Source organism: Methylobacterium sp. CB376, assembly GCF_029714205.1.
GTDB lineage: Bacteria > Pseudomonadota > Alphaproteobacteria > Rhizobiales > Beijerinckiaceae > Methylobacterium.
Window position 1 is genome coordinate 4,944,130 of the sequence record NZ_CP121648.1, and the last position, 23,071, is coordinate 4,967,200.

The 23,071-nt window shown below is 74.4% G+C and carries 24 protein-coding genes; 10 read left to right on the forward strand and 14 right to left on the reverse strand.

Annotated elements, in window-relative coordinates:
* Positions 1-133: 133 nt before the first annotated feature.
* Together uvrB and QA634_RS22635 are read right to left on the reverse strand one after the other, a co-directional pair.
* Positions 134-2,887: an excinuclease ABC subunit UvrB gene (gene uvrB / locus QA634_RS22630; protein ID WP_012334240.1), complete on the reverse strand. Its 2,754-nt coding sequence runs from the start codon at positions 2,885-2,887 to the stop codon at positions 134-136.
* Positions 2,888-3,122: 235 nt separating this feature from the next.
* Positions 3,123-4,037 carry a LysR family transcriptional regulator gene (locus tag QA634_RS22635; protein ID WP_012334241.1) on the reverse strand — a complete coding sequence of 305 codons (915 nt, stop codon included), beginning with the start codon at positions 4,035-4,037 and terminating at the stop codon, positions 3,123-3,125.
* A gap of 151 nt (positions 4,038-4,188) precedes the next feature.
* Between QA634_RS22635 and QA634_RS22640 the strand changes: the two genes are divergently transcribed.
* On the forward strand, positions 4,189-4,587 hold the full coding sequence (locus QA634_RS22640; RefSeq protein ID WP_012334242.1) for a DoxX family protein: 399 nt from the start codon (positions 4,189-4,191) through the stop codon (positions 4,585-4,587).
* 10 nt (positions 4,588-4,597) lie between these two features.
* Positions 4,598-5,134 (forward strand): VOC family protein, encoded by a 537-nt coding sequence (locus QA634_RS22645; protein ID WP_012334243.1) that lies wholly within the window; start codon positions 4,598-4,600, stop codon positions 5,132-5,134.
* On the opposite strand, the gene QA634_RS22650 is transcribed toward QA634_RS22645, so the two are convergent.
* Positions 5,088-5,360 carry a DUF3297 family protein gene (locus tag QA634_RS22650; RefSeq protein WP_012334244.1) on the reverse strand — a complete coding sequence of 91 codons (273 nt, stop codon included), beginning with the start codon at positions 5,358-5,360 and terminating at the stop codon, positions 5,088-5,090. The genes QA634_RS22645 and QA634_RS22650 overlap by 47 nt on opposite strands.
* Positions 5,361-5,610: 250 nt before the next feature.
* Here QA634_RS22650 and QA634_RS22655 point away from each other — a divergent pair, with 250 nt between their 5' ends.
* The 3 genes from QA634_RS22655 to QA634_RS22665 all read left to right on the forward strand — a co-directional run bounded on the left by QA634_RS22655 (position 5,611) and on the right by QA634_RS22665 (position 6,804).
* Positions 5,611-5,739 carry a hypothetical protein gene (locus QA634_RS22655; protein WP_012334245.1) on the forward strand — a complete coding sequence of 43 codons (129 nt, stop codon included), beginning with the start codon at positions 5,611-5,613 and terminating at the stop codon, positions 5,737-5,739.
* On the forward strand, positions 5,736-6,035 hold the full coding sequence (locus QA634_RS22660; RefSeq protein WP_012334246.1) for a hypothetical protein: 300 nt from the start codon (positions 5,736-5,738) through the stop codon (positions 6,033-6,035). Before QA634_RS22655 ends, QA634_RS22660 begins: the two co-directional genes overlap by 4 nt.
* A 61-nt stretch (positions 6,036-6,096) precedes the next feature.
* Positions 6,097-6,804, forward strand: coding sequence for a hypothetical protein (locus QA634_RS22665; RefSeq protein ID WP_012334247.1), 708 nt, complete (start codon positions 6,097-6,099; stop codon positions 6,802-6,804).
* A gap of 122 nt (positions 6,805-6,926) precedes the next feature.
* On the opposite strand, the gene QA634_RS22670 is transcribed toward QA634_RS22665, so the two are convergent.
* Together QA634_RS22670 and QA634_RS22675 are read right to left on the reverse strand one after the other, a co-directional pair.
* Positions 6,927-7,247 (reverse strand): hypothetical protein, encoded by a 321-nt coding sequence (locus tag QA634_RS22670; RefSeq protein ID WP_012334248.1) that lies wholly within the window; start codon positions 7,245-7,247, stop codon positions 6,927-6,929.
* A gap of 185 nt (positions 7,248-7,432) precedes the next feature.
* A complete protein-coding gene (locus QA634_RS22675; protein ID WP_012334249.1) occupies positions 7,433-8,308 on the reverse strand; it encodes a lytic transglycosylase domain-containing protein in 876 nt (291 codons plus the stop codon).
* Between the two features lie 140 nt (positions 8,309-8,448).
* Here QA634_RS22675 and QA634_RS22680 point away from each other — a divergent pair, with 140 nt between their 5' ends.
* From QA634_RS22680 to argC, 5 genes are all read left to right on the forward strand, one after another.
* On the forward strand, positions 8,449-10,068 hold the full coding sequence (locus tag QA634_RS22680; protein ID WP_012334250.1) for an ABC transporter ATP-binding protein: 1,620 nt from the start codon (positions 8,449-8,451) through the stop codon (positions 10,066-10,068).
* Entirely contained in the window at positions 10,065-11,282 is a 1,218-nt protein-coding gene (locus QA634_RS22685; protein ID WP_012334251.1) for a phosphopentomutase, read from the forward strand. Before QA634_RS22680 ends, QA634_RS22685 begins: the two co-directional genes overlap by 4 nt.
* Before the next feature lie 39 nt (positions 11,283-11,321).
* A complete protein-coding gene (locus QA634_RS22690; protein WP_012334252.1) occupies positions 11,322-12,689 on the forward strand; it encodes a cytochrome P450 in 1,368 nt (455 codons plus the stop codon).
* Between the two features lie 90 nt (positions 12,690-12,779).
* A complete protein-coding gene (locus QA634_RS22695) occupies positions 12,780-13,430 on the forward strand; it encodes a TetR/AcrR family transcriptional regulator (RefSeq protein WP_012334253.1) in 651 nt (216 codons plus the stop codon).
* A 589-nt stretch (positions 13,431-14,019) separates the two neighbouring features.
* A complete protein-coding gene (gene argC / locus QA634_RS22700) occupies positions 14,020-14,997 on the forward strand; it encodes an N-acetyl-gamma-glutamyl-phosphate reductase (RefSeq protein ID WP_012334254.1) in 978 nt (325 codons plus the stop codon).
* Between the two features lie 62 nt (positions 14,998-15,059).
* Here argC and QA634_RS22705 read toward each other — a convergent pair whose 3' ends face one another.
* From QA634_RS22705 to tsaD, 9 genes are all read right to left on the reverse strand, one after another.
* Entirely contained in the window at positions 15,060-16,349 is a 1,290-nt protein-coding gene (locus QA634_RS22705) for an acyltransferase family protein (RefSeq protein ID WP_283026800.1), read from the reverse strand.
* Positions 16,346-17,530, reverse strand: a complete 1,185-nt coding sequence (gene rnd, locus QA634_RS22710; RefSeq protein ID WP_012334256.1) for a ribonuclease D — start codon at positions 17,528-17,530, stop codon at positions 16,346-16,348. The genes QA634_RS22705 and rnd overlap by 4 nt, the downstream gene beginning before the upstream one ends.
* A gap of 103 nt (positions 17,531-17,633) precedes the next feature.
* Positions 17,634-17,975 (reverse strand): PilZ domain-containing protein, encoded by a 342-nt coding sequence (locus QA634_RS22715; protein WP_018259769.1) that lies wholly within the window; start codon positions 17,973-17,975, stop codon positions 17,634-17,636.
* A gap of 172 nt (positions 17,976-18,147) precedes the next feature.
* Positions 18,148-18,882, reverse strand: a complete 735-nt coding sequence (trmD, locus tag QA634_RS22720) for a tRNA (guanosine(37)-N1)-methyltransferase TrmD (RefSeq protein ID WP_012334258.1) — start codon at positions 18,880-18,882, stop codon at positions 18,148-18,150.
* Positions 18,883-18,983: 101 nt separating this feature from the next.
* The gene (locus tag QA634_RS22725) at positions 18,984-19,283 is read right to left on the reverse strand and encodes a PilZ domain-containing protein (RefSeq protein WP_012334259.1); all 300 of its coding nucleotides are present in this window, start codon (positions 19,281-19,283) and stop codon (positions 18,984-18,986) included.
* 210 nt (positions 19,284-19,493) lie between these two features.
* Positions 19,494-19,916 (reverse strand): cupin domain-containing protein, encoded by a 423-nt coding sequence (locus tag QA634_RS22730; protein ID WP_012334260.1) that lies wholly within the window; start codon positions 19,914-19,916, stop codon positions 19,494-19,496.
* 153 nt (positions 19,917-20,069) lie between these two features.
* Positions 20,070-21,071: an NAD(P)H-dependent glycerol-3-phosphate dehydrogenase gene (locus tag QA634_RS22735; RefSeq protein ID WP_012334261.1), complete on the reverse strand. Its 1,002-nt coding sequence runs from the start codon at positions 21,069-21,071 to the stop codon at positions 20,070-20,072.
* On the reverse strand, positions 21,068-21,958 hold the full coding sequence (locus QA634_RS22740; protein ID WP_012334262.1) for a GNAT family N-acetyltransferase: 891 nt from the start codon (positions 21,956-21,958) through the stop codon (positions 21,068-21,070). The genes QA634_RS22735 and QA634_RS22740 overlap by 4 nt, the downstream gene beginning before the upstream one ends.
* Positions 21,955-23,001 (reverse strand): tRNA (adenosine(37)-N6)-threonylcarbamoyltransferase complex transferase subunit TsaD, encoded by a 1,047-nt coding sequence (gene tsaD / locus QA634_RS22745; RefSeq protein WP_012334263.1) that lies wholly within the window; start codon positions 22,999-23,001, stop codon positions 21,955-21,957. The genes QA634_RS22740 and tsaD overlap by 4 nt, the downstream gene beginning before the upstream one ends.
* Positions 23,002-23,071: the final 70 nt, after the last annotated feature.

Consider the following 23,071-nt stretch of genomic DNA (forward strand, 5'->3'; position numbering starts at 1 on the left):
TCCGGACAGCGGACGATCAGGGATCCGGTTGATCCAAGCAGATCCCGGATCGCGAGCCCGCGCGGCGCCTGAGCGACGCCGACCTCCGCATGGCCGAAATGGGAGAGGGCGAAGCAATCCGTCGGATGTCGGATCAGCCCCGCCCCTTGCGGCCCTTGTATTTCGGCCGCTGCCCCGGGAAGCCCTGCGTCGAGCGCGCCGCCGGCCGCTCGGTGAAGATCGGGATCTCCCGGTCGGTCCCCGGCCCCATCTCGTCGAGGGTCGGCCTGCGGATGCGGGTGCCCTCGTCCGACACGCCCTTGCCCAGCGGCCCGGACCCGAGCGGCTCCTCCGCCCCGCCAGTGCCCGGCGGCAGGTCGGCGTTGCGGCCGTAGCGGCGCCGCCCGCCCTTCTCGCCGTAGCGCCCGGCCTGGTCCTCCACCGCCCCCTGGCGGGCCAGCGGGTCCTCCGCGATGGCGAGTTCCGTCGCCTGGAGCCGCTTGAGCTCGTCGCGCAGCCGCGCCGCCTCCTCGAAGTCGAGGTCGGCGGCGGCCGCGCGCATGCGCTTCTCCAGATCCGCCATCACGGCCTTGAGGTTGTGGCCGACCGTGACGCCGCCCTTGGCCAGTCCCGTGTCCACCTGGACGTGGTCGCGCTCGAAGACGCTCTCCAGGATGTCGGCGATGTTGCGCTTCACGCTCTGGGGCGTGATGCCGTGCTCGGCATTGTAGGCGAGCTGCTTGGCCCGGCGCCGCTCGGTCTCGGCGATGGCCCGGTCCATCGAGCCGGTGCGCTGGTCCGCGTAGAGGATCACCCGCCCCTCTGCGTTGCGGGCCGCGCGGCCGATCGTCTGGATCAGCGAGGTCTCGGAGCGCAGGAACCCCTCCTTGTCCGCGTCCAGGATCGCGACCAGCGCGCATTCCGGGATGTCGAGCCCCTCGCGCAGCAGGTTGATGCCGATCAGCACGTCGAAGGCGCCGAGCCGCAGGTCGCGGATGATCTCGATCCGCTCCAGCGTGTCGATGTCCGAGTGCATGTAGCGCACCCGCACCCCGTTCTCGTGCAGGTACTCGGTCAGGTCCTCGGCCATGCGCTTGGTGAGCGTGGTGACCAGGGTCCGGTAGCCCGCGGCGGCGACCTCCTTCACCTCCCCGAGCAGGTCGTCCACCTGGGAGCGGGCCGGGCGGATGATCACCTCCGGGTCGACGAGGCCGGTCGGGCGGATGACCTGCTCGACGAAGACGCCGCCGGTCTGCTCCATCTCCCACTTGGCCGGCGTCGCCGAGACGTGGATCGATTGCGGCCGCATCGCGTCCCATTCCTCGAAGCGCAGCGGCCGGTTGTCGAGGCAGGAGGGCAGGCGGAAGCCGTACTCGGCGAGGGTCGCCTTGCGGCGGAAGTCGCCCCGGTACATGCCGCCGATCTGCGAGATCGTGACGTGGCTCTCGTCCGTGAAGACGAGGGCGTTGTCGGGCAGGTACTCGAACAGGGTCGGGGGCGGCTCGCCCGGCTTGCGGCCCGTCAGGTAGCGCGAGTAGTTCTCGATGCCGTTGCAGGCGCCCGTCGCCTCGATCATCTCCAGGTCGAAGGTGCAGCGCTGCTCCAGCCGCTGCGCCTCGATCAGCCGGCCCATCCGGGTCAGCTCCTCGACCCGCCGCTTCAGCTCGTCCTTGATGCCCTTGACCGCCTGCTGGAGGGTCGGGCGCGGCGTCACGTAGTGGCTGTTGGCGTAGATCTTGACGAATTTCAGCGGGTTGATGGTCTTGCCGGTGAGCGGGTCGAATTCCGTGATCGCCTCGACCTCGTCGCCGAACAGGCCGATGCGCCAGCCGCGATCCTCCAGGTGGGCCGGCCAGAGCTCGATCACGTCGCCGCGCACCCGAAAGGTGCCGCGGGCGAAGTCGGACTGGATCCGCTTGTACTGCAGGGCCACGAGGTCGGCGATGAGCTGGCGCTGCTCGATGCGCTCGCCCAGCGTCACCGTGAACGACATCGCCGTGTAGGTCTCCACCGAGCCGATGCCGTAGATGCAGGAGACCGAGGCGACGATGATGACGTCGTCGCGCTCCAGCAGCGCCCGCGTGGCCGAGTGGCGCATCCGGTCGATCTGCTCGTTGATCGACGATTCTTTCTCGATGAAGGTGTCGGAGCGCGGCACGTAGGCTTCGGGCTGATAATAATCGTAGTACGAGACGAAGTACTCGACCGCGTTGTCGGGGAAGAAGGCCTTGAACTCGCCGTAGAGCTGGGCGGCGAGCGTCTTGTTCGGGGCCAGGATGAGGGCGGGGCGCTGGGTCTCCTCGATGACCTTGGCCATCGTGAAGGTCTTGCCGGAGCCGGTGACGCCGAGCAGCACCTGGTCGCGCTCGCTGCGCCGCACGCCCTCGACGAGGTCGGCGATGGCCTTGGGCTGGTCGCCGGCCGGGCTGAAATCGGATTTCAGCCGGAAGGCAACGCCGCCCTCGGATTTCTGCGGCCGCTCCGGCCGGTGCGGCACCCAGGGCTTGCCGTCCTTGAACAGCGGGTTGCCCTCGGTGAGGAGCTTGGTGAGCGCGTCGACCGTGGCCGAGACCCCGGCCGCGGCGAGCGAGGCGCCCGGCTCCTCGGCGAGGTCCGGCCCGTCGTCGGGGGTGCGCAGGCCGAGGGACTTGGCGAGGGCCGGATCGACATCCGTCACGGCGCCGTGCGCGAAGGCGGCCTGCGGCGCCTCGCCGAATCCGGGCTCGGCCTTCCGGGGCCGCCCGCGCCGGCGCGGCCCGGGCTCCGGCGCCGCCTGCGGCTCCGGCGCGGGCAGCCGCTCGCGGTTGAGGGCCGGGTTCAGCAATTCGGCGAGGAAGGGGTCCAGCGGCTTCAGTTCGGGCTTCGACGCCTTGGCCGAGGACGGGCGCGGTTTCTTCGGGGCGGGCATGGGCGGAATATGGAGCCGATCGGCCCGGGGAGAAAGGCGGCTCGCCGCGGCATCGCGCGCCGGGCGGAGACGGCGCGGGGAGGCGGGCCGCCTCGGCATCATTCGCCGAAGTGGTCACCGGTTCGGCGGAAACAATGATGCAAGACCAAGCATCATTCGCCGAAGTGGCCACCCGTCCGGCGGCGAGAATGATGCAAGATCGAGAGCCGGGCAGAGTGGCGCGGGGCCACTCTGCTCAGGGCGCCACGGGTTCCGGCAGCCCCCTGTCCCAGACGGGCTCGCCCGTGAACCGGTCCGCCAGGAACGCCACGCAGGCCCGCACCTTCGCGGGCTGGCGCCGGCCCGGCGGCATCAGGGCATGGATCGGCAGGACGGAGGGCGGGGCCCCGAGGTCGAGGGCGACGAGGCGCCCCGCGCGCAGGGCGTCCCCCACGATGAAGCTCGGCTGGTAGATCAGGCCCTGGCCCGCCACGGCGGCGGCCACCAGCGCGTCGCCGTTCGAGGCACGCAGGTTGCCCGTCACCGCGTAGGCGCGGCCGCCGAAGCGCCAGCCGCCGCTGCTCGCCAGCGTGTAGCCGAGGCAATTGTGCCGGCCGAGATCCTCCGGCCGGCGCGGCCGGCCCCGCGCCGCGAGGTAATCCGGCGCGGCGCAGAGGAGCAGCCGGCACGGCGCCAGGAAGCGGGAGACCAGGGCCGAATCGCGCAGGTGCCCGATCCGCACCGCCATGTCCCAGCCCTCCTCGATCAGGTCCACGGCGCGGTCGCTGAGGCCGAGATCGACCTGCAGGGCCGGGTGCGCCGCCGTGAACGCCGCCAGGGCGGGCGCGATCTCCCGTACCCCGAAGGAGAGCGGCACGTTGAGGCGCAGCGTGCCGGTCGGCTCCAGCGCCTCGGCCCGCGCCGCGGCCTCGGCCTCGGTGATCTCCGCCAGGATGCGCTCGCAGGCCTCCAGGTAGCCGCGCCCGGCCTCGGTCAGGGTCAGGCGCCGGGTGCTGCGGTGGAGGAGGCGGGTGCCGAGCCGCTCCTCCAGGGCCGTCACGTGCTTGGTGACCCCGGTCTGCGACAGGCCGAGCGACCGGCCGGCCGCCGCGAAGCTGCCGAGGCCCGCGACCCGCACGAAGACCTGCATGCCGGTGACGCGATCGAGCACGGTCCCGCCTCACTCTGCCAGGATGAGCTGAATGGCCGGAATAGCGGATTATCCCCGGATCGGAAGAGGGGTAGTGATCCTGGCACCGCGTACGGGCTGCCTCCCGTCGGACCTCACCCCAACCGGACTTCCCCCAACCGGACCTGCCCGCATGACCGCGACCCGAACCAGCCCCTACGCCGCACTGCTCCTGCGCGTCTCCCTCGGCGGCCTCTTCCTCGCCCATGCCGGCGTGAAGCTCCTGGTCTTCACACCGGCCGGCACGGCGGCCTTCTTCGGCAAGCTCGGCCTTCCGGCGGCCCTCGCCTACGCGGTGATCGCCGCCGAGGTGCTCGGCGGCCTCGCGCTCATCCTCGGCCTCTACGCCCGCTGGGTCGCCCTGGCCCTGCTGCCGATCCTCCTCGGCGCCATCGTCACGGTGCATGCCGCCAACGGCTTCCTCGCCCAGAACCCGGGCGGCGGCTGGGAATTCGTCGCCTTCTGGGCCGTCGCCCTGGTGGTCCAGGCGCTGCTGGGCAACGGCCGCTACGCGGTCACCCGCGAGGCGTGAGGCCGACCCGATGGGCGAGACCCTCACTCCCGCGCCGATCGATCCCGGCACCCGCATCGGGCACGTGCACCTCAAGGTCGCCGACCTCGACCGGGCGCTGGCCTTCTACTGCGGCGTGCTCGGCTTCGGGCTCATGCAGCGCTACGGCCACCAGGCCGCCTTCGTGTCGGCGGGCGGCTACCACCACCATATCGGGCTCAACACCTGGGAGAGCCGGGGCGGCCCCCGGCCGGCTCCGGGCACGACCGGCCTCTACCACGCCGCGATCCTGTACCCGAGCCGGGTCGCGCTGGCGGACGCGCTCGCCCGGCTCGAGGCGGCGGGCATCCCGCTCACCGGGGCCAGCGACCACGGCGTGAGCCAGGCGCTCTACCTCGACGATCCGGACCGGAACGGGCTCGAACTCTACTGGGACCGGCCCGAGGCCGAGTGGCCCCGGGACTCCGCCGGGATGCTGCGGATGACCACGGCGCGGCTCGACCTTGCGTCCCTGCGCGCGCTCAGCCCTCGGCCGGGGGCGAGCCCTCCTGGCGCCGCGGCCCCCTGAAATAGGGCTCGACCGGCCCCTTCAGCTTGATCGTCATCGGGTTGCCGAACCGGTCGCGGGCATTGCCGGCGGCGAGGCGCACCCAGCCCTCGCTCACGCAATATTCCTCGACGTTGGTCTTCTCCACGCCCTTGAAGCGCACGCCCACCCCACGCTCGAGGGCGTCGGCGTCGTGGAAGGGGCTGCGCGGATCGGTGCAGAGGCGGTCCGGAGGGGTGTCGGTCATCGGTGAGGGCCTTCTCGGCTGTCGGCGGGCGCTCCCTACCGGCTCCGGCCCGCCCTGCCAACCTCCCGCCGCCGCCCGCGCCGGCCGGTTCCTTCAGTATAGAAAAACTCAAATATTGAAACAATCCAATCTTCGTATCGGCACTTGCTTCGGCCTGTAAATCATCGCATTCCTCCGCTGCCGGCCCTGACGTCCGCGTGGCGCGGACGCGCCGGTCTTCTTGATTGTCGGCGCCGCGAGGGAGCCCGCGATGGTGCGTGCCTTGAGCCTGATCCAGGGATGTCTCGGGTTGCTGCGGGAGGGCTGGCCGGTGCCGCGCCTGCGCCTCGACCACGTCGTCGACCGCCTCGGCGACGGGCCGGGGAGGGCGGGGCGGTGAGCGGGCGGGACCTCCCGGCGCGGGAGCTGGTGGCGCGGGCCCTCGCCCGGGCCTTCTGGCAGACCCTGGAGCGCAACCCGATGCCGCCGATGGCGGCCCTGGAGGCGGCGGCCGGCGCGGTCGGCGACCTCTACCGGCAGGTGGCCGCGCTGCACGGCGACCGGCCCGTCTGCGGCTGCGGCTGGCGGCCGGACGCGGAGGAGGACTTGGTCCGGCTCGAAGCCGCCCTGGCCGGCGCCCCCGCCGAGGGGGCGCTGCCGGACCTGGCGGCGCTGCCGGCGGCCGGGACAGCCTGAGATCGGGCTCGCCCCGGGCCGCGAACCGTGTCAGCTTCGGGACGTCCGCACCGGAGGTCTCATGCGCGGCGCGTTCGACCACATCCTTCGCTGGCGGCTGCTGCCGGGCTCGCACGCCTTCCCGGGGCCGGACGGCGGTACCTGCATCAACGAGGCCGCCATGGTGGCGGCCGGGCTGCCCTACCGGGCCATCCGCTCCTCGGCCGATTGCCCGCCCTGCTTCTCCCGCCCGCTCGCTTCCTACGCGCTCGGCCTCAACGATGCGATGCCGGATGCCGAGCGACCGCGGCTGATGGCCTTCGTGCTGCGCCTCGCCGGCTCGGCCGACACCGTCGCGGTCGAGGCGGCCCGCACGCATCACCTGACCGTGCAGACGGTGCGCCGCCTGCTGCCGCCGGTGCTGGAGCAGGTCGGGCTCGACCGTCACGCCGCGGCCTGCCGGGCGGCGGCGGACCTCGCCGGCGCCGTGCCCGCCGCGCGGGCGGGGGCCTGGGCGGCGGGCGCGGTCGCGGATGCGGCGGCGCGCGGCGGGATCTGGGTCCGCGGCGCGCGGGCGGCGGCGGCCTGCCGGGCCGCCACCTTCGCGGCCGAGATCGACGCCCGCTCGGCCGCGGACGCCGCGGAGGCCGCCGCCCTGTTCTCCCCCGATTCCTGGGCGGAGGCGGTGGCGATCCTGGACGAGGCGCTCGGGATCGGCCGGCAGGCGCCGGCGCTGCCGGTCGAGGTCGCGCGCGACCGGATGGCGGCGGCGCGGGCCGGGGCGGTCTGAGCCGGCTCCGCGGGAGCCGGCCGGTTCCGCGCCGAATTCCCGCGGCAGGTCGGGCCCCCGACGGGCGAAGCGCTGGCTCGCCATCGCGGGCCCGTTCAAGTGGCCGGCGCGGGCCCGCGGGATCAGGTCAGGGCGCGCAGCCTCGGCGTGGCAGGCGGGCCGGTCGCGGTGCGCTCCCGGCCCGGGCCCTCGCCGTGCCGCCCGGGCTCCGGAGCGTCGGGCCGGAGCGCGAGGTCGGCGGGGACGCGCCGGCCCGCGAGACCTGCGGCCCGCCCGCGCGCCGCGACGATGTCGAGCTGCATCCCCACCACCTGCGCGGTGAAGTGCCGCGTGAGTTCGAAGCAGTCCCGGCGCAGGCGCTCGGCCTCCGCGTGGAGCCGCCTGCTGTGGCCGATCGCCCTGGCGGCGCGATCCAGCAGGTCCTCAAGGAGATCCTTGGCCAAGGCGGCCTCCCGCGACACAGGCGGGAGCGCGCGGTCTCTCAGCCACCGGCGCCCAGGCTGTCGGCCGATGATCGCTCTCAACGCAACGGAGCGGGCTTCGTTCACCGCGGCGCGTGCGCCCCGCGGCAGGGGGACGCTCTCCGGCGGCCTCCCGGCGGTGGAGCACGCCGGGATCCGGGCGAGGGTCAGGTCTTGAGCACCAGGCAGGCGCCGCCGATCCCGCGGATCCGGTTGCACAGCCCCTCCGCCGCCTGGCGGGTCTCCGCCGGCACCCGGATCCGGTAGAAGGCGCGCGTGCCGCGGCTGCGGAAGCGCGTCCCGATCACCATCGGGCGGACCTCGCCCAGGACCGAGGCGTAGAGGGCGCGGGCACGGCCGAAGGCCGCGAGGGCGGCGGCCTTGGAGAAGTTGCCGGCGAGCTGGATGCCCCAGGGCGCGAGCGACGGCGTGCTGTCGGCGAAGTAGGTCTCGGTGCGGCCGCGGATCCGCAGGGCGGCCGTCACCTGGAGGCAGCGCGTGCCGGGCGGCTCGGTGAGGTCTCCCTTGGCGTCCGCTTTGGCCTCCGCCGCCCAATCCTCGGCGGTGCGGCCGGTGATGGCCGAGACGTAGGAGCGGGTCTCGCCCGGCAGGCCCCCGCTGCCGGCGAGCCAGGACGAGACCCGGCCGGGCCCGCCATTGTAGGCCGCCGCCGCCAGGCCGAGATTGCCGAAGCGGCGGCGCAGGTCCGAGAGCAGGCGCGCCGCGTGCGGGATCGCCTGCTCGGGGTCGAAGGGGTCGGCGAGGCCGCGCTCGGCGGCGGTGCCGGGCATGAACTGCGCCACGCCCTGCGCGCCGGCCGGGCTGACCACGCCCGGCCGGAAGCTGCTCTCCCGCCAGATCAGCCGCGTCAGGAAGGCGACCGGCAGGGATTGCGCCTGGGCGGCGCCCTCGATCAGGCGGCACAGCGCCTGCTCGACGGATTCGGTGGCGGCCCCGGCCGGCTGCGCCGCGGCCGGGCGCGGGGCGAGGGCCGGGAGGAGCAGCCAGGGGAGGATCAGGCAGAGGAGGAGGGCGCGGGTCACGGCGCCGTTGTAGCGCGGCGCGGCGGATCCGCGAGTCGGGAATCGCCGGGACGACTGGCCTCGGGCAGCAGAGTGTCGCAGGTTACGGGGCCCGCCCCGTGCCCCACAAGGGCCTCCCCACCCTCCGCACCCGAGAGGCGATGTCAGCTCCGCTCCTCTCCGTCCAGGACCTGTCCGTCGCCTTCCGCCAGGGCGGGCGGGAGACCCGCCCGGTCGACCGGGTCTCGTTCGAGATCCAGCCCGGCGAGACACTCGCGCTGGTGGGCGAATCCGGCTCCGGCAAGTCGGTGACGGCGCTCAGCGTGCTGCGGCTCCTCGACGGCGCGACGCCCGAGGGGCGCATCCTGTTCAAGGGCCGCGACCTCCTCGCCCTGCGCGAGGCCGAGATGCGGGCGGTCCGCGGCGCCGACATCACCATGGTGTTCCAGGAGCCGATGACCTCCCTCAACCCGCTCCACCGCATCCTCGACCAGATCGGCGAGGTGCTGCGGCTGCACCGCAAGGTGCCGGAGGCGGGCGTGCGGGCGCGGGTGCTCGAACTCCTCGACCTCGTCGGGATCCGCGACGCGGAATCCCGCCTCACCGCCTACCCGCACGAATTGTCCGGCGGCCAGCGCCAGCGGGTGATGATCGCCATGGCGCTCGCCTGCGAGCCCGACCTGCTGATCGCGGACGAGCCGACGACGGCGCTCGACGTCACCGTCCAGGCCCAGATCCTGGCGCTGCTGGCCGACCTCAAGGCCCGGCTCGGCATGGCGATGCTGTTCATCACCCACGATCTCGGGGTGGTGCGCCGGGTCGCGGACCGGGTCTGCGTGATGTTCCAGGGCCGGATCGTCGAGCGGGGCGAGGTGGCGCGGGTCTTCGCCGATCCGCAGCACGACTACACCCGCCGCCTGCTCGCCGCCGAGCCGAGGGGGCGGGGCAACCCGGTGGCGGCGTCCGCCGAGACGCTGGTCGAGGCAGGCCCGATCCGGGTCTGGTTCCCGATCCGCCAGGGGCTGCTGCGCCGCACGGTCGGCCACGTGAAGGCGGTGGACGGGGTCTCGGTCCGGGTGCGGGCGGGCGAGACGGTCGGGGTCGTGGGCGAATCGGGCTCGGGCAAGACCACGCTCGGCCTCGCGCTCCTGCGGCTCATCGGCTCCGACGGGCCGATCGTCTATCTGGGCCGCCGCCTCGACGGGCTCGCGCAGGGGGCGATGCGGCCCCTGCGCCGCGAGATGCAGGTGGTGTTCCAGGATCCCTACGGCTCGCTCTCGCCGCGCATGTCGGTGGCCGAGATCGTCGAGGAGGGGCTGCTGGTGCAGAAGGCGGGCCGCGGCGCCGCCGAGCGGCGGCGCATCGTGGCCCGGGCCCTGGAGGATGTCGGGCTCGACCCGGCCGCCATGGACCGCTACCCGCACGAATTCTCCGGCGGCCAGCGCCAGCGCATCGCCATCGCCCGGGCCATGGCGCTCGATCCGCGCTTCGTTGTCCTCGACGAGCCGACCTCCGCCCTCGACATGTCGGTGCAGGCGCAGATCGTGACGCTGCTGCGGGAGCTTCAGCGCCGGCGCGGTCTCGGCTACCTGTTCATCAGCCACGACCTCAAGGTCGTGCGGGCGCTCGCGAACCGGGTGGTGGTGATGCAGAACGGGCAGGTGGTGGAGGAGGGCGAGGCCGAGGCGATCTTCACCGCCCCGCGGACCGCCTATACCCGCGCCCTGTTCGCCGCCGCCTTCGACCTCGCGGCCGCTCCCGCCGGCGCGGTGCGCGAGTGACCCGCGCCCTCGTCATCGTGCTCGATTCCGTCGGGATCGGCGGCGCTCCGGACGGCGCCGCCTACGGGGACGGGGGCGCCGACACGCTCGGCCACATCGCCGAGGCCTGCGCCGAGGGACGGGGCGACCGGCCCGGCCTGCGCGCGGGACCGCTCCGGCTGCCCCACCTCGCGGGGCTCGGCCTCGGGCTCGCGGCGCGGGAGGCGAGCGGCCGGATGCCGCCCGGCCTCGCGCCCGACGGGCCGGTGGCGGGCGCCTGGGGGCACGCCGTGGAGACTGCCCGCGGCAAGGATACGGTGTCGGGCCACTGGGAGATCGCGGGGGCGCCCGTCGATTTCGACTGGGGCCGCTTCCCGGCGACGCGGCCGAGCTTCCCGCCCGACCTCACCCGCGCCCTCATCGAGGAGGGGAACCTGCCCGGCATCCTGGGCGATTGCCACGCCTCCGGCACCGCCGTCATCGAGGCATACGGGGCCGAGCACCTGCGGAGCGGCAAGCCGATCTGCTACACCTCCGTGGACAGCGTCTTCCAGATCGCCGCGCACGAGGAGGCGTTCGGACTCGAGCGCCTCTACGCCCTGTGCGGCATCGCCCGCCGCCTCTGCGACCCCTACCGGATCGGCCGCGTGATCGCGCGCCCCTTCGCCGGCAGCGCGGGGACGGGCTTCGTGCGGACGGCGAACCGGCGCGACTTCGCCACGCCGCCCCCCGGCGACACGCTCCTCGACCGGCTCGCCGCCGCGGGCCGGCCCCTGGTGAGCGTCGGCAAGATCGGCGACATCTTCGCCCACCGGCACACCGGGACCGAGGTCAAGCCGGCCGGCAACGACGCCTGCCTCGACGCCGCCCTGGCGGCCTTCGCGGATCTCGGCCCGGGCGGCCTCGTCTTCGCGAACCTCGTCGATTTCGACACCGAGTACGGGCACCGGCGCGACGTGCCGGGCTACGCGGCGGCGCTGGAGCGCTTCGACGCCCGCCTGCCGGAGATCCGCGCCGCCCTGCGGCCGGGCGACCTCTGCCTCGTCACCGCCGACCACGGCAACGACCCGACCTGGACCGGGACCGATCACACCCGCGAGCAGGTGCCGGTCCTGGCCTTCGGGCCGGGGCAGCGCCCGGGCCCGATCGGGCGGCGCGAGGGGCTGGCGGATATCGGCGCGACGGTCGCGGCGCATCTCGGCCTGGCGCTCCCCGCCGGCCGCTCCTGGCTGTGACGTTTGGCTGTGACGGCCCCGCGGACGAGGATGGACGGGATGACGTCGGGCGCGGTTCTGGAACGGGCGGACCTCTACGCGCCGCCGATGCCGCCGCTCGCCGAGCGGGTCGACTGGCTGCGGCTGCTCTCCGCCTTCCGCCGCAACACCCTGGACGCCTTCCCGGGCGCCTGCCTCACCGAGCCGACCGTGACCCTGCGCCTGCCCGGGGGCGGGCGGGTGGTGCTGCTCTGCGTGCCGGAGGCGGTGCGCCACGTCCTGGTCGCGCAGGGATCGGACTTCGCCCGGCTCCCGGCCGGGATCCGGGTGCTCGGCCCGGTGGCGGGGCGCGGCCTCGTCACGGCCGAGGGCGAGGCGTGGCGCCGCCAGCGCCGGGTCCTGGCCCCGGCCTTCACGCCGCGCACGGTGCCGCTGATGGCGCGGCACATCGCCCGCGCCACCGCCGCCTGCCTGCGCCGGCTCGACGCCGCCCGGGGCGGCCCGGTCGATCTCCACGCCGAGATGCAGCGGCTCAGCCTCGACATCGCGGCCTCCTCGATGTTCTCCCTGGAGGCCGGCCCCTACGAGGCGCGGATCCGCGCCATGGTCTCGGCCTATCTCGGCGGGCTCGGCCGGCCCCGGGTGAGCGACTTCCTGGTGCCGCCCGGCTGGCCGACCCCGGCCGCGCCGCGGCGCTGGCTTTTTCGGCGCCGCTGGCGCGCGCTGATCGCCGAGCTGATCGCGGTCCGCCGGGCCCAGGTGGCGGGACAGGGGCCACGCGACCTGTTCGACCTCCTGGCCGAGGCCCACGGCGAGGAGCCGGACGGGCTGCTCGCCGACGAGGTCGGCACCATGATCGTGGCCGGGCACGAGACCACGGCCTCGACCCTGTTCTGGGCCGCGACCCTGCTCGCCCGCGCCCCTGCCGTGCAGGAGGCGCTGGCCGCGGAGGCGCGCGGCCTCGACCTCGGCGAGGCGGGGGCCGCCGCCGCCCTGCCGAGGCTCGCCCTGGCCCGGGCGGTGGTGCAGGAGGCGCTGCGCCTCTACCCGCCCGCCTACATGATCGCCCGGCGCGCGGTCCGGGACGGGGCGGTCTGCGGCGCCGCGATCCCGGCCGGCACCACCGTGATGATCCCGACCTGGGTCATGCACCGCAACCCGCGCTGGTGGCCGCGGGCCGACGCCTTCGACCCCGAGCGGTTCCTCCGGCCGGGCGAGGAGCCGGACCGCTTCGTCTACCTGCCCTTCGGGGCGGGGCCGCAGGTCTGCATCGGGGCGCAGCTCGCCCTGGCCGAGGCGACGCTCGCGCTCGCCGGCCTCGCCCGCCGCTTCGCGCTCTCCCTCGACGGCGCGCGCCCGATCCTGCCGGTGGCGACCGTGACGGTGCGGCCCGACCACGCGCCGCCCTTCCGGCTCGCGCGCCGCTGAGCCTGCCGCGCAGCCGAAACTTTACCGGTGCGGCGGGAGATGAGCTAAGGATCCGGCTGCGTCCCGGCGGCGGCGTGGAGTTCAGTTTCGGTGCGACCCTGGAGCAGTGGCCCGTCCGACCGGCGCGGCTACCATCACGGCAACCTCAAGGAGGCGCTGATCGAGGCGGCGCGCCGCTTCATCGCCGAGCGGGGCATCGGCGGCTTCACGCTGGTCGACGCCGCCCGCCTGGTCGGGGTCTCGCCGGCCGCCCTCTACCGGCACTTCCGCGGGCGCGAGGCCCTGCTGGAGGAGGTGGCCGAGCGGGGCTTCCGCGAACTCGCCGCGCGGCTCGGCCGGGCCCTGCGCGGCCCCGGCACGCCGCTCGAGCGCTTCACCCGGATGGGAGAGGCCTACCTCGCCTTCGCCGAGGAGGAGCCCGGCTACTACGCGGCCATCTTCGAGGCGCGGCCGCTCGCCGCGCAGGAGAGCGGCCCGCCGCGGCCGCTGCGCGAGACGGACGCCTTCGGGCTCCTGGTCGAGGCCCTGCGCACCACCTTCCCTGACGGGTTCTCCGGCGTCGATCCCCGCTTCATCGCGCTCGAAGTCTGGGCGCTGTCCCACGGCATCGCGATGCTGGCCGCGGCCGGGCGGCTGCCCTCCGGGCCGGGCCTGCCGAGCAAGTACGATCTCCTGCGCGCGGGCGTGCTCGCCCTCGTGCACGGGGCCGCCGGCGGGCGGGCGGGCGCCGGGCCGCGCTAGGAGAGACACACCAGCGTCGGCAATTGGTTGTGGAAGTTTCCCGACGTCGTTCGAGACCCGATCGGTCCGGCTTCGCAGGCGCCGCGATGGCGGGAGGCGGACGCCCTCGGGATGCGCGCGGGCGCCGCTTCGCCTCGCGTTGCCGCGTGCCAGCCACCGAGGGCTTCCCGATGCCCCTGTGCGGGGCATCTGGGTGAACCGGCTGGCGCAGCGCGGCAGCCCGGACTGGCCGCCCTGCGCGGACATCTCGGACTCGGAGGAAGCCGCAGCCTTGCTCCTGCCGGCGTGCGACTGATTAGGCGCGGCGCGGAAGCCGCGACGGGTGGGACGCGGACATTCCGCTTGACGATGACGGTGGCCAACGACAGGGTCGCAGGACATGCCCAGGAACCAGACCCTCTGTGACCGACGCCGACGCCGCTGCCCCCAAGCGGTGGCTCTTCGGGCTGCGCGTCGATCAGCGTCCTTCCGCGTGGTGACTGCCTCACCGTAGGTCCCACCCGCCGGAGCGGCCGGTCCCCGTTCCCGAACCCCCGCAGCCCTCGGCTCCGGGGGTTTTCTTTTGCCCGAACCCCAGAAGGACTCCACCATGAGCATTCGCGTCGGCATCGTCGGGATCAGCGGTTTTGGCGGCGGCGAGGCGATGCGCCTGGTCGCGAGCCACCCCTCTTTCGAGCTCATCTACGCCGCAGGCGAGGGCAGTGCCGGCAGCCGTCTGGTGGACCGCTTCCCCGGTGTGCCGGCCAAGCTGGCCGACCTGGTGATCGAGAAGTGGGACCCCGTGACCCTGCCGAAGCTCGACCTGCTGTTCGCGTCACTGCCCACGGGCGCCTCGGCCGAGGCGCTGGCGCGCGTCCCCGAGGACGTGAGGATCGTCGACATCGGCGGCGACCACCGCTACGTCGAGGGTTGGGCGTACGGCCTGGCCGATGTCTGGCCAGCCGAGATCGAGGGTCGGATCCGCGTTGCCAATCCCGGCTGCTTCCCCGCGGCGACGCTGAGCGCGCTGGCGCCGCTGCTGGCCGAGAGGCTGATCGAGCCTGACAACATCGTGATCGACGCCAAGACCGGCATCTCCGGCGCGGGCCGGGGCGGCGCCGACAGCAAGTTCGGCTACGCGGAAACCAACGAGACCGTGGTGCCCTACGGGCTGCTCAAGCACGTCCACATGCCCGAGATCGCCAAGACGATCGAGCGGCTGAGCGGCGGCAGCGCGGCAGGGCTGGTGTTCACGCCACACTTGGTGCCGATGACCCGCGGCGTCCTCGCCACCATGTATTGCCGCGGCCGCGCCAGCACGGGCGAGTGCTTGGACGCGGCCCGGCGCTTCTACGCCGGGCGGGCGTTCGTCCGCGTCACCGACAAGCCGCCGCAGACCAAATGGGCCACCGGCTCGAACCTCGCGTTCGTCAGCTATGCGGCCGACCCGGAGCGCAACTTGGTGATCGCGATGGGCGTGGTCGACAATCTCGGCAAGGGAGCGGCCGGCCAGGCGGTGCAGAATGCAAACCTGATCTGCGGCCTGCCGGAAACCGCGGGGCTGGACGGCCTACCTGTTTGGCCATGACGAAGGCGGGCCTGCGGGCAGCTTGTCGATCCGCTACGGGGCGCAAGCCGAGCTCATGATGATCAAGCTGGTTGCGTATTGCCCCTGACGCACGGCCGGCACCTGCGACAGATCCCTGCGCCAAGCACAAACGAACTCGGAGTTTCCATCAGATCCGCGCACGATACGGGCCACGAGCGCGACGGCGCAGAGGGAGACAGCCGTGTCGGTGCCTGGATCCGAGCGGGTCTTCGACCGAGCGACCGCCGCTCACCGCGGCGGGAGCGAGTCCCCGCCGCACCCCGCCCGGCACCGGCGAGCCGGCCCGCACTCGCGGCGATCCGGGCGAAGAGGCGGGCGAGCACGTCCCGGCGCGCCAGGGCGGGGCGCTCGACGAGGTGCCAGCTGAGCCACGCCAGCAGCCCCGCCCCCGTCAGGGCGGCGACCGTCACCAGCCAGGGCGCGACGCCGCGATCCTGCGCCACGATCAGGTTCTGGAGCGGCCAGGCATAGAGGTAGACCCCGTAGGAGAGGTCCGTCCGCTGCGTGAAGCGCCCGATCCGCAGCGGCGGCACCGCGAAGGCGAACCAGAGCAGCAGGAAGCCGCCCAGGACCACGAAGGCGGGCTCGGCGAGGCCCGGCCGGCCCAGCAATCCCGCGAGCAGCAGCGCGGCGAGGGCGGCCCGCCCCGCCGAGAAGCGGATGCGCTCGCCGAACAGGAAGAAGGCGCTGCCGCAGGCGAAGATCAGGGCGAAGCGCAGCCCGTGCTTCAGCTTGAACAGGAGCGGGCTGCCGGAGGCCAGGGCCGGGTGCCAGACGAGCAGGCAGAGCCCGGCGAGGAGCGCCATCCCGGCGAGGAAGCGGCGGTCCGGCCGGAGCAGCCCGCAGCAGCCGAGGCCGGCGACCAAAAGGTAGCAGGCGAACTCGTAGACGATCGTCCAGGCCGCGCCATTGAGGTAGGGGTAGGGCAGGCCCTCGAAGGCCCGCGGCACCGCCGGCGCGCCGAGGAGCAGCAGGCGCCCGAGCGCGTCCGGGATCCGCAGCGCCGCGAGGTCGCCGCCCGCCAGCGGCGCGACGATCCCGATGCAGGCGAGCGAGGCGACGAGGTAGCCCGGATAGATCCGCAGCACCCGCTTGGCGAGGTACGACGCGCCCGAGGCGGAGGCGAGCCAGCTGCGCGTGATCAGGTAGCCGCTCAGCACGAAGAAGCCGTCCACCGCGACCTCCCCGAAGGACAGGGTGCCGGTGAGCCGGGTCAGGATCTCGCGCGAGCGGTCGCCGTCGATCAGCTCGGGCGAGTGGGACACCACCACCAGCCCCGCGAGCAGGAGGCGCAGCAGCCCGAGATTGTTGGCCCGCCGGCCGTCCGTCACTCGACCGGTTCCCGCTCGGCCCGCGCCCCGCCGAGGGCGCGCACCACCACGCGGCCGCCCTCGGCCGAGAGCGCGAGCCGCCCGGCCTTGAGGGCGAGCGCCTTCTCGCCGAAGAGCTGGCGCCGCCAGCCGCTGAGGACCGGGACCGGGGCCGCGTCGTCGTCCGCGAGCGCTTCGAGCTCGTCGACCGTGGCGATGATCTTGGGCGCCACCCTCTCCTCCTCGCAGACCGCCTTGAGCAGCACCTTGAGGAGCTCGACCAGGGCCCCGTTGCCGCCGCCGCGCGGCCGCCCGCGCTCGGGCATCGGGACGGTGGCGAGGTCGCGGGCGAGGCCGCGCTCGACCGCCGCCAGGATCTCGGTGCCGGTGCGGGAGCGCTCGAACCCCGTCGGGATGGTGCGCAGCCGCCCGAGCGCCTCGATGCTGCGGGGGGCGGCGGTCGCGACGTCGAGCACGGCCTCGTCCTTGAGGATGCGCCCGCGCGGCACGTTGCGGCCCTGCGCCTCGCGCTCGCGCCAGGCCGCCACCTCCATCAGCACCGCGATCTCGCGGGGCTTGCGCATGCGCCCGGCCAGCCGGCGCCACGCCTGGGCGGGGTCGGCCTCGTAGGTCTCGGGCGAGGTGAGCACCGCCATCTCCTCGTCGAGCCACGCCCCGCGGTCGCTGGCGAGGAGCTGGCGCGCCAGCGCCTCGTAGACCTTGATCAGGTGCGTGACGTCCGAGAGGGCGTAGGTCAGCTGCGCCTCCGAGAGGGGGCGGCGCGACCAGTCGGTGAAGCGCGAGGACTTGTCGACCTTCGCCTTGGCGACGTCGTTGACGAGCTGCTCGTAGGAGACCGAATCGCCGTAGCCGCAGACCATGGCGGCGACCTGCGTGTCGAAGAAGGGCTGGGGCAGGAGCCCGCCCTGGAGCCAGATGATCTCCAGGTCCTGCCGGGCCGAGTGGAAGACCTTGAGCACCCCCTCGTCGCCCATCAGGGCGAAGAAGGGCGCGAGGTCGATGCCGGGCGCCAGCGGGTCGACGAGGGCCGTCGTCCCGTCCGGCGCCGCGATCTGGATCAGGCAGAGCTTCGGGTAGTAGGTCGTCTCGCGCATGAACTCCGTGTCGACGGTCACGAAGGGTTGCGTCGAGAGATGCGCGCAGGCGGACGTGAGATCGTCCGTCGAGGTGATCAGCTTCATGAAGTGCCGCTATAATGGAGGCCGCGCGGAAGGGCGAGACGCCCCGCCGCGGTCCGGTGGATGGGGGCGCCCGGGCGGTGCGGGCCGGGCTCGCGCGGCCTCCTCACGGCTCCTCGCGCGGGGGCGATGCCGTGCGGCGATCCGCCTCGCTCGGGCCGGCCGCCTGCGTCGCCCCGCGGGACAGGAACGGGGTGGGCGCGTCGTCCACGAAGGCGACGCCGACCCGGCCGTCCTTGCGCCAGACGATCCGGACGCGGCGCTCCAGCCCGATCTGCTCGACCCAGAGGTCGACCTGCTCCGGCAGCACGGCCGCGTTCGAGACGTCGAGGAGCGCGCCGCCCGCCGAGATGTTGCGCACCACGCAGGTCACGCCGGTTCCGCCGGGCAGGCGGATCCGCCCGCCCATGAAGGTCGGGATGCGGGGATTCGCGCGCCGCTGCCTCATCGCCGTCCGCTCCACTCCCCGTTCGAGGGTGGTCCTCGTCGCCAGCGAAGACCAGCTCTCAGGAAAAGGTTCCGACATGAAACGAGAAGGCGCGCGAATGCGCAAGTTCTCCGTTAAGCATCCCGGCTGATGTCCCCCGCTGACGTAGTGGGACGAGGCGCGGTTGGACCGGTCAGCCCTTCGGGCGTCCCTCGGTCAGCAGGTCGGGGCGGCGGGCCCGGGTGAGCCGGAGTGCCTCCTCGGCGCGCCAGCGGGCGATCGCCGCGTGATTGCCGCCGGTCAGCACCTCGGGAATCGTGCGGCCCTCCCAGGCGCGCGGGCGCGTGTAGTGGGGATATTCGAGCAGCCCGCCCTCGAAACTCTCCTCCGTACCGGAGGCGGCCTTGCCCATGACCCCGGGCAGCAGCCGCACGCAGGCGTCGATCAGCACGAGGGCCGCGAGTTCGCCTCCCGAGAGCACGTAATCGCCGATCGAGACCTCCTCCAGCCCGCGGGCCGCGATCACGCGCTCGTCGACGCCCTCGAAGCGCCCGCACACGGCGACCAGGCCGGGCCCCTCGCTCAGCACCCGCACCCGGGCCTGGGTGAGGGGCACTCCGCGCGGGCTCATCAGGAGGCGGGGGCGGGCGTCGCCCGGAGGGGCGGCGGCATCGATCGCGGCGGCGAGGACGTCGCAGCGCAGGACCATGCCGGCCCCGCCCCCGGCCGGCGTGTCGTCGACCGCCCGATGCCGGCCGAGGCCGTGGTCGCGGATGTTGCGCGCCTCGATCGCCCAGGCGCCCCGGGCGAGCGCGTCGCCCGAGAGCGACAGGCCGAGAGGGCCCGGGAACATCTCCGGGAAGAGCGTCAGGACCGTCGCGCGCCAGGGGATCGGGGTCGAGATGGGGGCCGACATCAGGGTCGTCATGGGGCCTGATCGCCCGCGCGGCGCGGTCGGTCAACCGAGCGCCGCGGTCGGTCAACCGAGCGCCGCGGTCGGTCGACCGAGCGCCGCGGCGGCCGACACGCTCAGCCGGGCCGCCGCCTCCCCGGGAACGGGATCACGACCCCGCCCGGCTCGGGCGCCAGGGCGAGGCCGACCCGCTCCTCGTGCCGCCACACGACCCGGGCGCGCCGGCGCAGGTCGAGCCGGTCGACCGCCAGCTCCACCTCGTCCGGGAGCGGCACCGCGCTCGACACGTGGACCAGCGCACCCTGCAATGACAGGTTGCGCACCACGCAGGTCAGGCTCCAGTCGCCGCGGTTGTAGCCGATGCGGCCGCGCAGGTAGGTCGGCGTGCGGGGGGATCTGCGGCGCTCGTCGATCAAGACACTCCTCCATCGTGGCGAATGACCGATCGCCTGCAAGTGTCCGGCCGCGCCGGGAGTGCCGCGGCGGAACCGGGAGGGGCGGGCATGTACAACCGATGCGTGCGGATCGTCGCGCGCTCGGCCGGCGCCGCGAGGGAGCGGGCACAGGTCTGTTCCGTTGCGGCACAGGGGACGGCCGGCGATCACCGGCCGTCCCGCCGCGGCCGGTCACACCGGCGTGGCGATCGGCTTGCCCTTCTCCAGCACGTAGGTGACGCTGAGCCGCACGGCCTTGTCGCTGGCCTTGCCGCCGGCATGGGGCGTGTGCGGCGGCACCTGGAAGGAATCCCCGGCCCGCACGAGCCGGGTCGGCTGGCCCTCGACCGGCAGCTCCAGCTCGCCCTCGATCACGTAGGTGGATTCGACGCCCGGATGCGTGTGGCGGCCCACCACCGTGCCCGCGTCGATCTCCACATCCATCAGCAGCGTGACGTAGCCCGGCGCCGGGCCCTCCGTCTGCGCCAGGAGCTTGCGCCGGATGCCCGCACCGACGCCGGGCTGCGTCTGCGCGGCCACCTCCGTGGCCAGGAACCCGGCGCTCGCGCAGAGCGCGCAGGATGCGAGCCGGCCGAAGCCGCGACGTGTCATCATCAGACGTCCTCCCAGGTCGCCCGGTCTCGCGCGCCGGGGCAGACCCGAAGGTCCCGTGATGATCAGTCAACGTCAAGTCTTGGCCGGACTATTGGCCCGACTTCGCCTCCCGCTCGACCGTGATCGTGGGCCGAGATTCCGGTCTGGATCGAGTCAGACCGGCTCCTCCTCGGCCCGGAGCGGGCGGCTGAGCAGTCCGGTGATGGCCTCGTCGAGGCTGAGGGTGCCGGCGACGACGCCCGCCACCGCCTCGGCGACCGGCATCTCGACGCCGCGGCGGCGGGCGAGTCCGACGAGGGCCGGGGCCGTGAGGGCGCCCTCCGCGAGCTTGCCGCCCGCGGCCTGGTCCGGCGAGGCGCCGCGTCCCAGCCGCTCCCCGAAGGCGAAGTTGCGCGATTGCGGCGAGGCCGCCGTCAGGACGAGGTCCCCGAGCCCGGAGAGGCCCATCAGCGTCTCCGGCCGGGCCCCGAAGGCGCGGGCGAAGCGGCGCAGTTCGGCGAAGCTGCGGGCCACCAGGGCCGCCCGGGCGCTCTCGCCGAGGCCGCGCCCGATCACCGCCCCGCAGGCGATGGCCAGCACGTTCTTGGCCGCGCCGCCGATCTCGACCCCGCGCATGTCGGTGCCGTGATAGACCCGGAAGCTCGGCCCCGACAGGGCGGCGGCGAGCTGCGCCCCGCGCGCCGCCTCCGGCGTCGCCAGCGTCACGGCGGTGGGCAATCCGCGCGCCACGTCCGCCGCGAAGCTCGGGCCCGAGAGCACGGCGAGCGTCGCGCCCGGCAGGATCGCGGCGGCGACCTCGGTCAGGAAGGCGTCCGTGCCCCGCTCGATGCCCTTGGCGCAGAGGATGAGCGGCGCCGCGGGGGCGAGCCAGGGCGCGAGATCGCTCAGCACCCCGCGCAGGGTCTGGGCCGGGGTGACGACGAGCACGGAGCCGGCCGCGCGCAGGGACGCGGCCTCGGCGGTCGGACGCACGCCCGGGTGCAGCGGCACGCCCGGCAGGTAGCGGGCGTTCTCGCGCCGCTCCGCCATGGCGCGGGCCGCCTGCGCGTCGCGCAGCCACAGCACGACCTCGCGCGGGGCGGCGCTCGCGGCCGCGTTGGCGAGCGCGGTGCCCCAGGCGCCCCCGCCCACCACCGCCACCGGGCCGGCGCTCACGCGGCGCCTCCGGCCGCGAAGGCGGCGGCGCTCAGGCGGTAGAGCACGTGCGGGCGCAGCGGGTCGCCGTCCGCCAGGGCCGGGTGGGCGAAATCCTCGACCCGCTCCATGCCGAGCCGCTCCATGACCCGCTGCGAGGGCCGGTTGAGGAGCGCCGTGTAGGCGACGATCTCGGTGAGCCCGCAGCGCCCGAACGCGTCCGCCAGGGCGAGCCGGGCGGCCGCGGTCGCGAGTCCCTGCCCCCAGGCGTCGCGGGCCAGCCGCCAGCCGATCTCGACGAGACTTCCCGGCACCGCCGCGAACGGCAGGGGCCGCACCGGCCGCCAGCAGCCGACGAACCCCACGAAAGTGCCGCGCGCCTCCAGCGCCCAGGGCCCGAACCCGTCCTGCTCGAAGCGCCGGTCGAGGGCGCGGGCCTCGGCCTCGCTCTCGCGCCGGCTCTTCGGGGCGGGGAAGAAGCGCATCACCTCCGGATCGGCGTTGAGCGCCGCGAAGGGGGCGTCGTCCGCCCGCCGCCAGCGCCTCAGGCAGAAGCCCTCCGCCGCCAGCGCGCCGGGCGGGGCGGCGCTCCGCCTCCGGCCCCGCCACGCGAGGGAGCGGCGGTTGAGGTCGGCGAGGTCGGCTTCCCCGGCCAGCACCGCCTCGCCGAGCGCGACCGCCGCCGCGAGCCGGGTCGGGGGCATGTTCGCCCAGGCCGGGGGCGCGACGCTCTCGCGCCAGGGCCCGCCGCAGGCATTGTCCAGGAGGATGCGGGCGAAGCAGTGGTTGAGGCGCACCGGCCAATCCGCGCGCGCGGCGGCGGCCTCGGGCAGCCGCTCGTCCACCAGCGCCCGCCAGCGCCGCTGCAGGCCGGCGGCGCCCGGCTCGGGCCGCGACACGGCGCTCACCCGGCCGTCGCGAGGGGTTCGGCGAAGGGCCAGCGCGGGCGGGCCGGCGCCGTGATGTCGTCGACGAGGCCGAGCCGCAGGCGCTCCAGGCCCGCCCAGGCGATCATCGCGCCGTTGTCGCCGCAGAGCGGCAGGGGCGGGGCGACCAGGGGCAGCCCGGCCTCGCCCGCGAGCTGGCTGAGCGCCCGCCGCAGGGCCGCGTTGGCGGCGACGCCGCCCGCCGCCACCAGGGCGGTCGGGTGGCCCGCAACGTCCCCGAAGGCGCGCAGGGCCACCCGGACGCGGTCGACGACCACGTCCACCACCGCCGCCTGGAAGCTGGCGCAGAGATCGGCGACATCCTGGCCGGACAGGGGGGCGATGCGCTCCGCCTCGATCCGCAGGGCGGTCTTGAGGCCCGAGAGGGAGAAGTTCGGCTCGCGCCGGCCGAGCATCGGGCGGGGCAGGGCGAAGCGCTCCGGATCGCCGCCCTCGGCGGCCCGCTCGACCTCGGGCCCGCCCGGATAGGCGAGGCCGAGGAGCTTGGCCGCCTTGTCGAAGGCCTCGCCGATCGCGTCGTCGATCGTGGTGCCGAGGCGGACATACTCGCCCACGCCCTTGACGGCCACGAGCTGGGTGTGACCGCCCGAGGCGAGCAGCAGGAGGTACGGAAAGGCGATCCCGTCCGTCATCCGGGCGGTCAGGGCATGCGCCTCCAGGTGGTTGACCGCCAGGAGCGGCTTGCGCGTGACGAGCGAGAGGGTCTTGGCGGTGACGAGGCCGACGAGCACGCCGCCGATCAGCCCCGGGCCGGCCGCGACCGCGATGCCGTCGAGGTCGTCGAAGCCCAGGCCCGCCTCCTGGAGCGCCCGGGCGATCAGCCGGTCGACCACCTCCACGTGGGCGCGGGCGGCGATCTCGGGCACCACGCCGCCATAGGCCGCGTGCTCGGCGATCTGGCTCAGCACCTCGTTGGCGCGGATCACCGCGCGCCCGTCCTCCGCCGCGGTGACGATCGCGGCGGCGGTCTCGTCGCAGGTGGTCTCGATGCCGAGGACGTTCATGGGGGTCGCGCTCGCGAGGGGCCGAGAAACGGGGAACGGGGATGGCGCGCGGCGCCTTCGCCGGTATGCT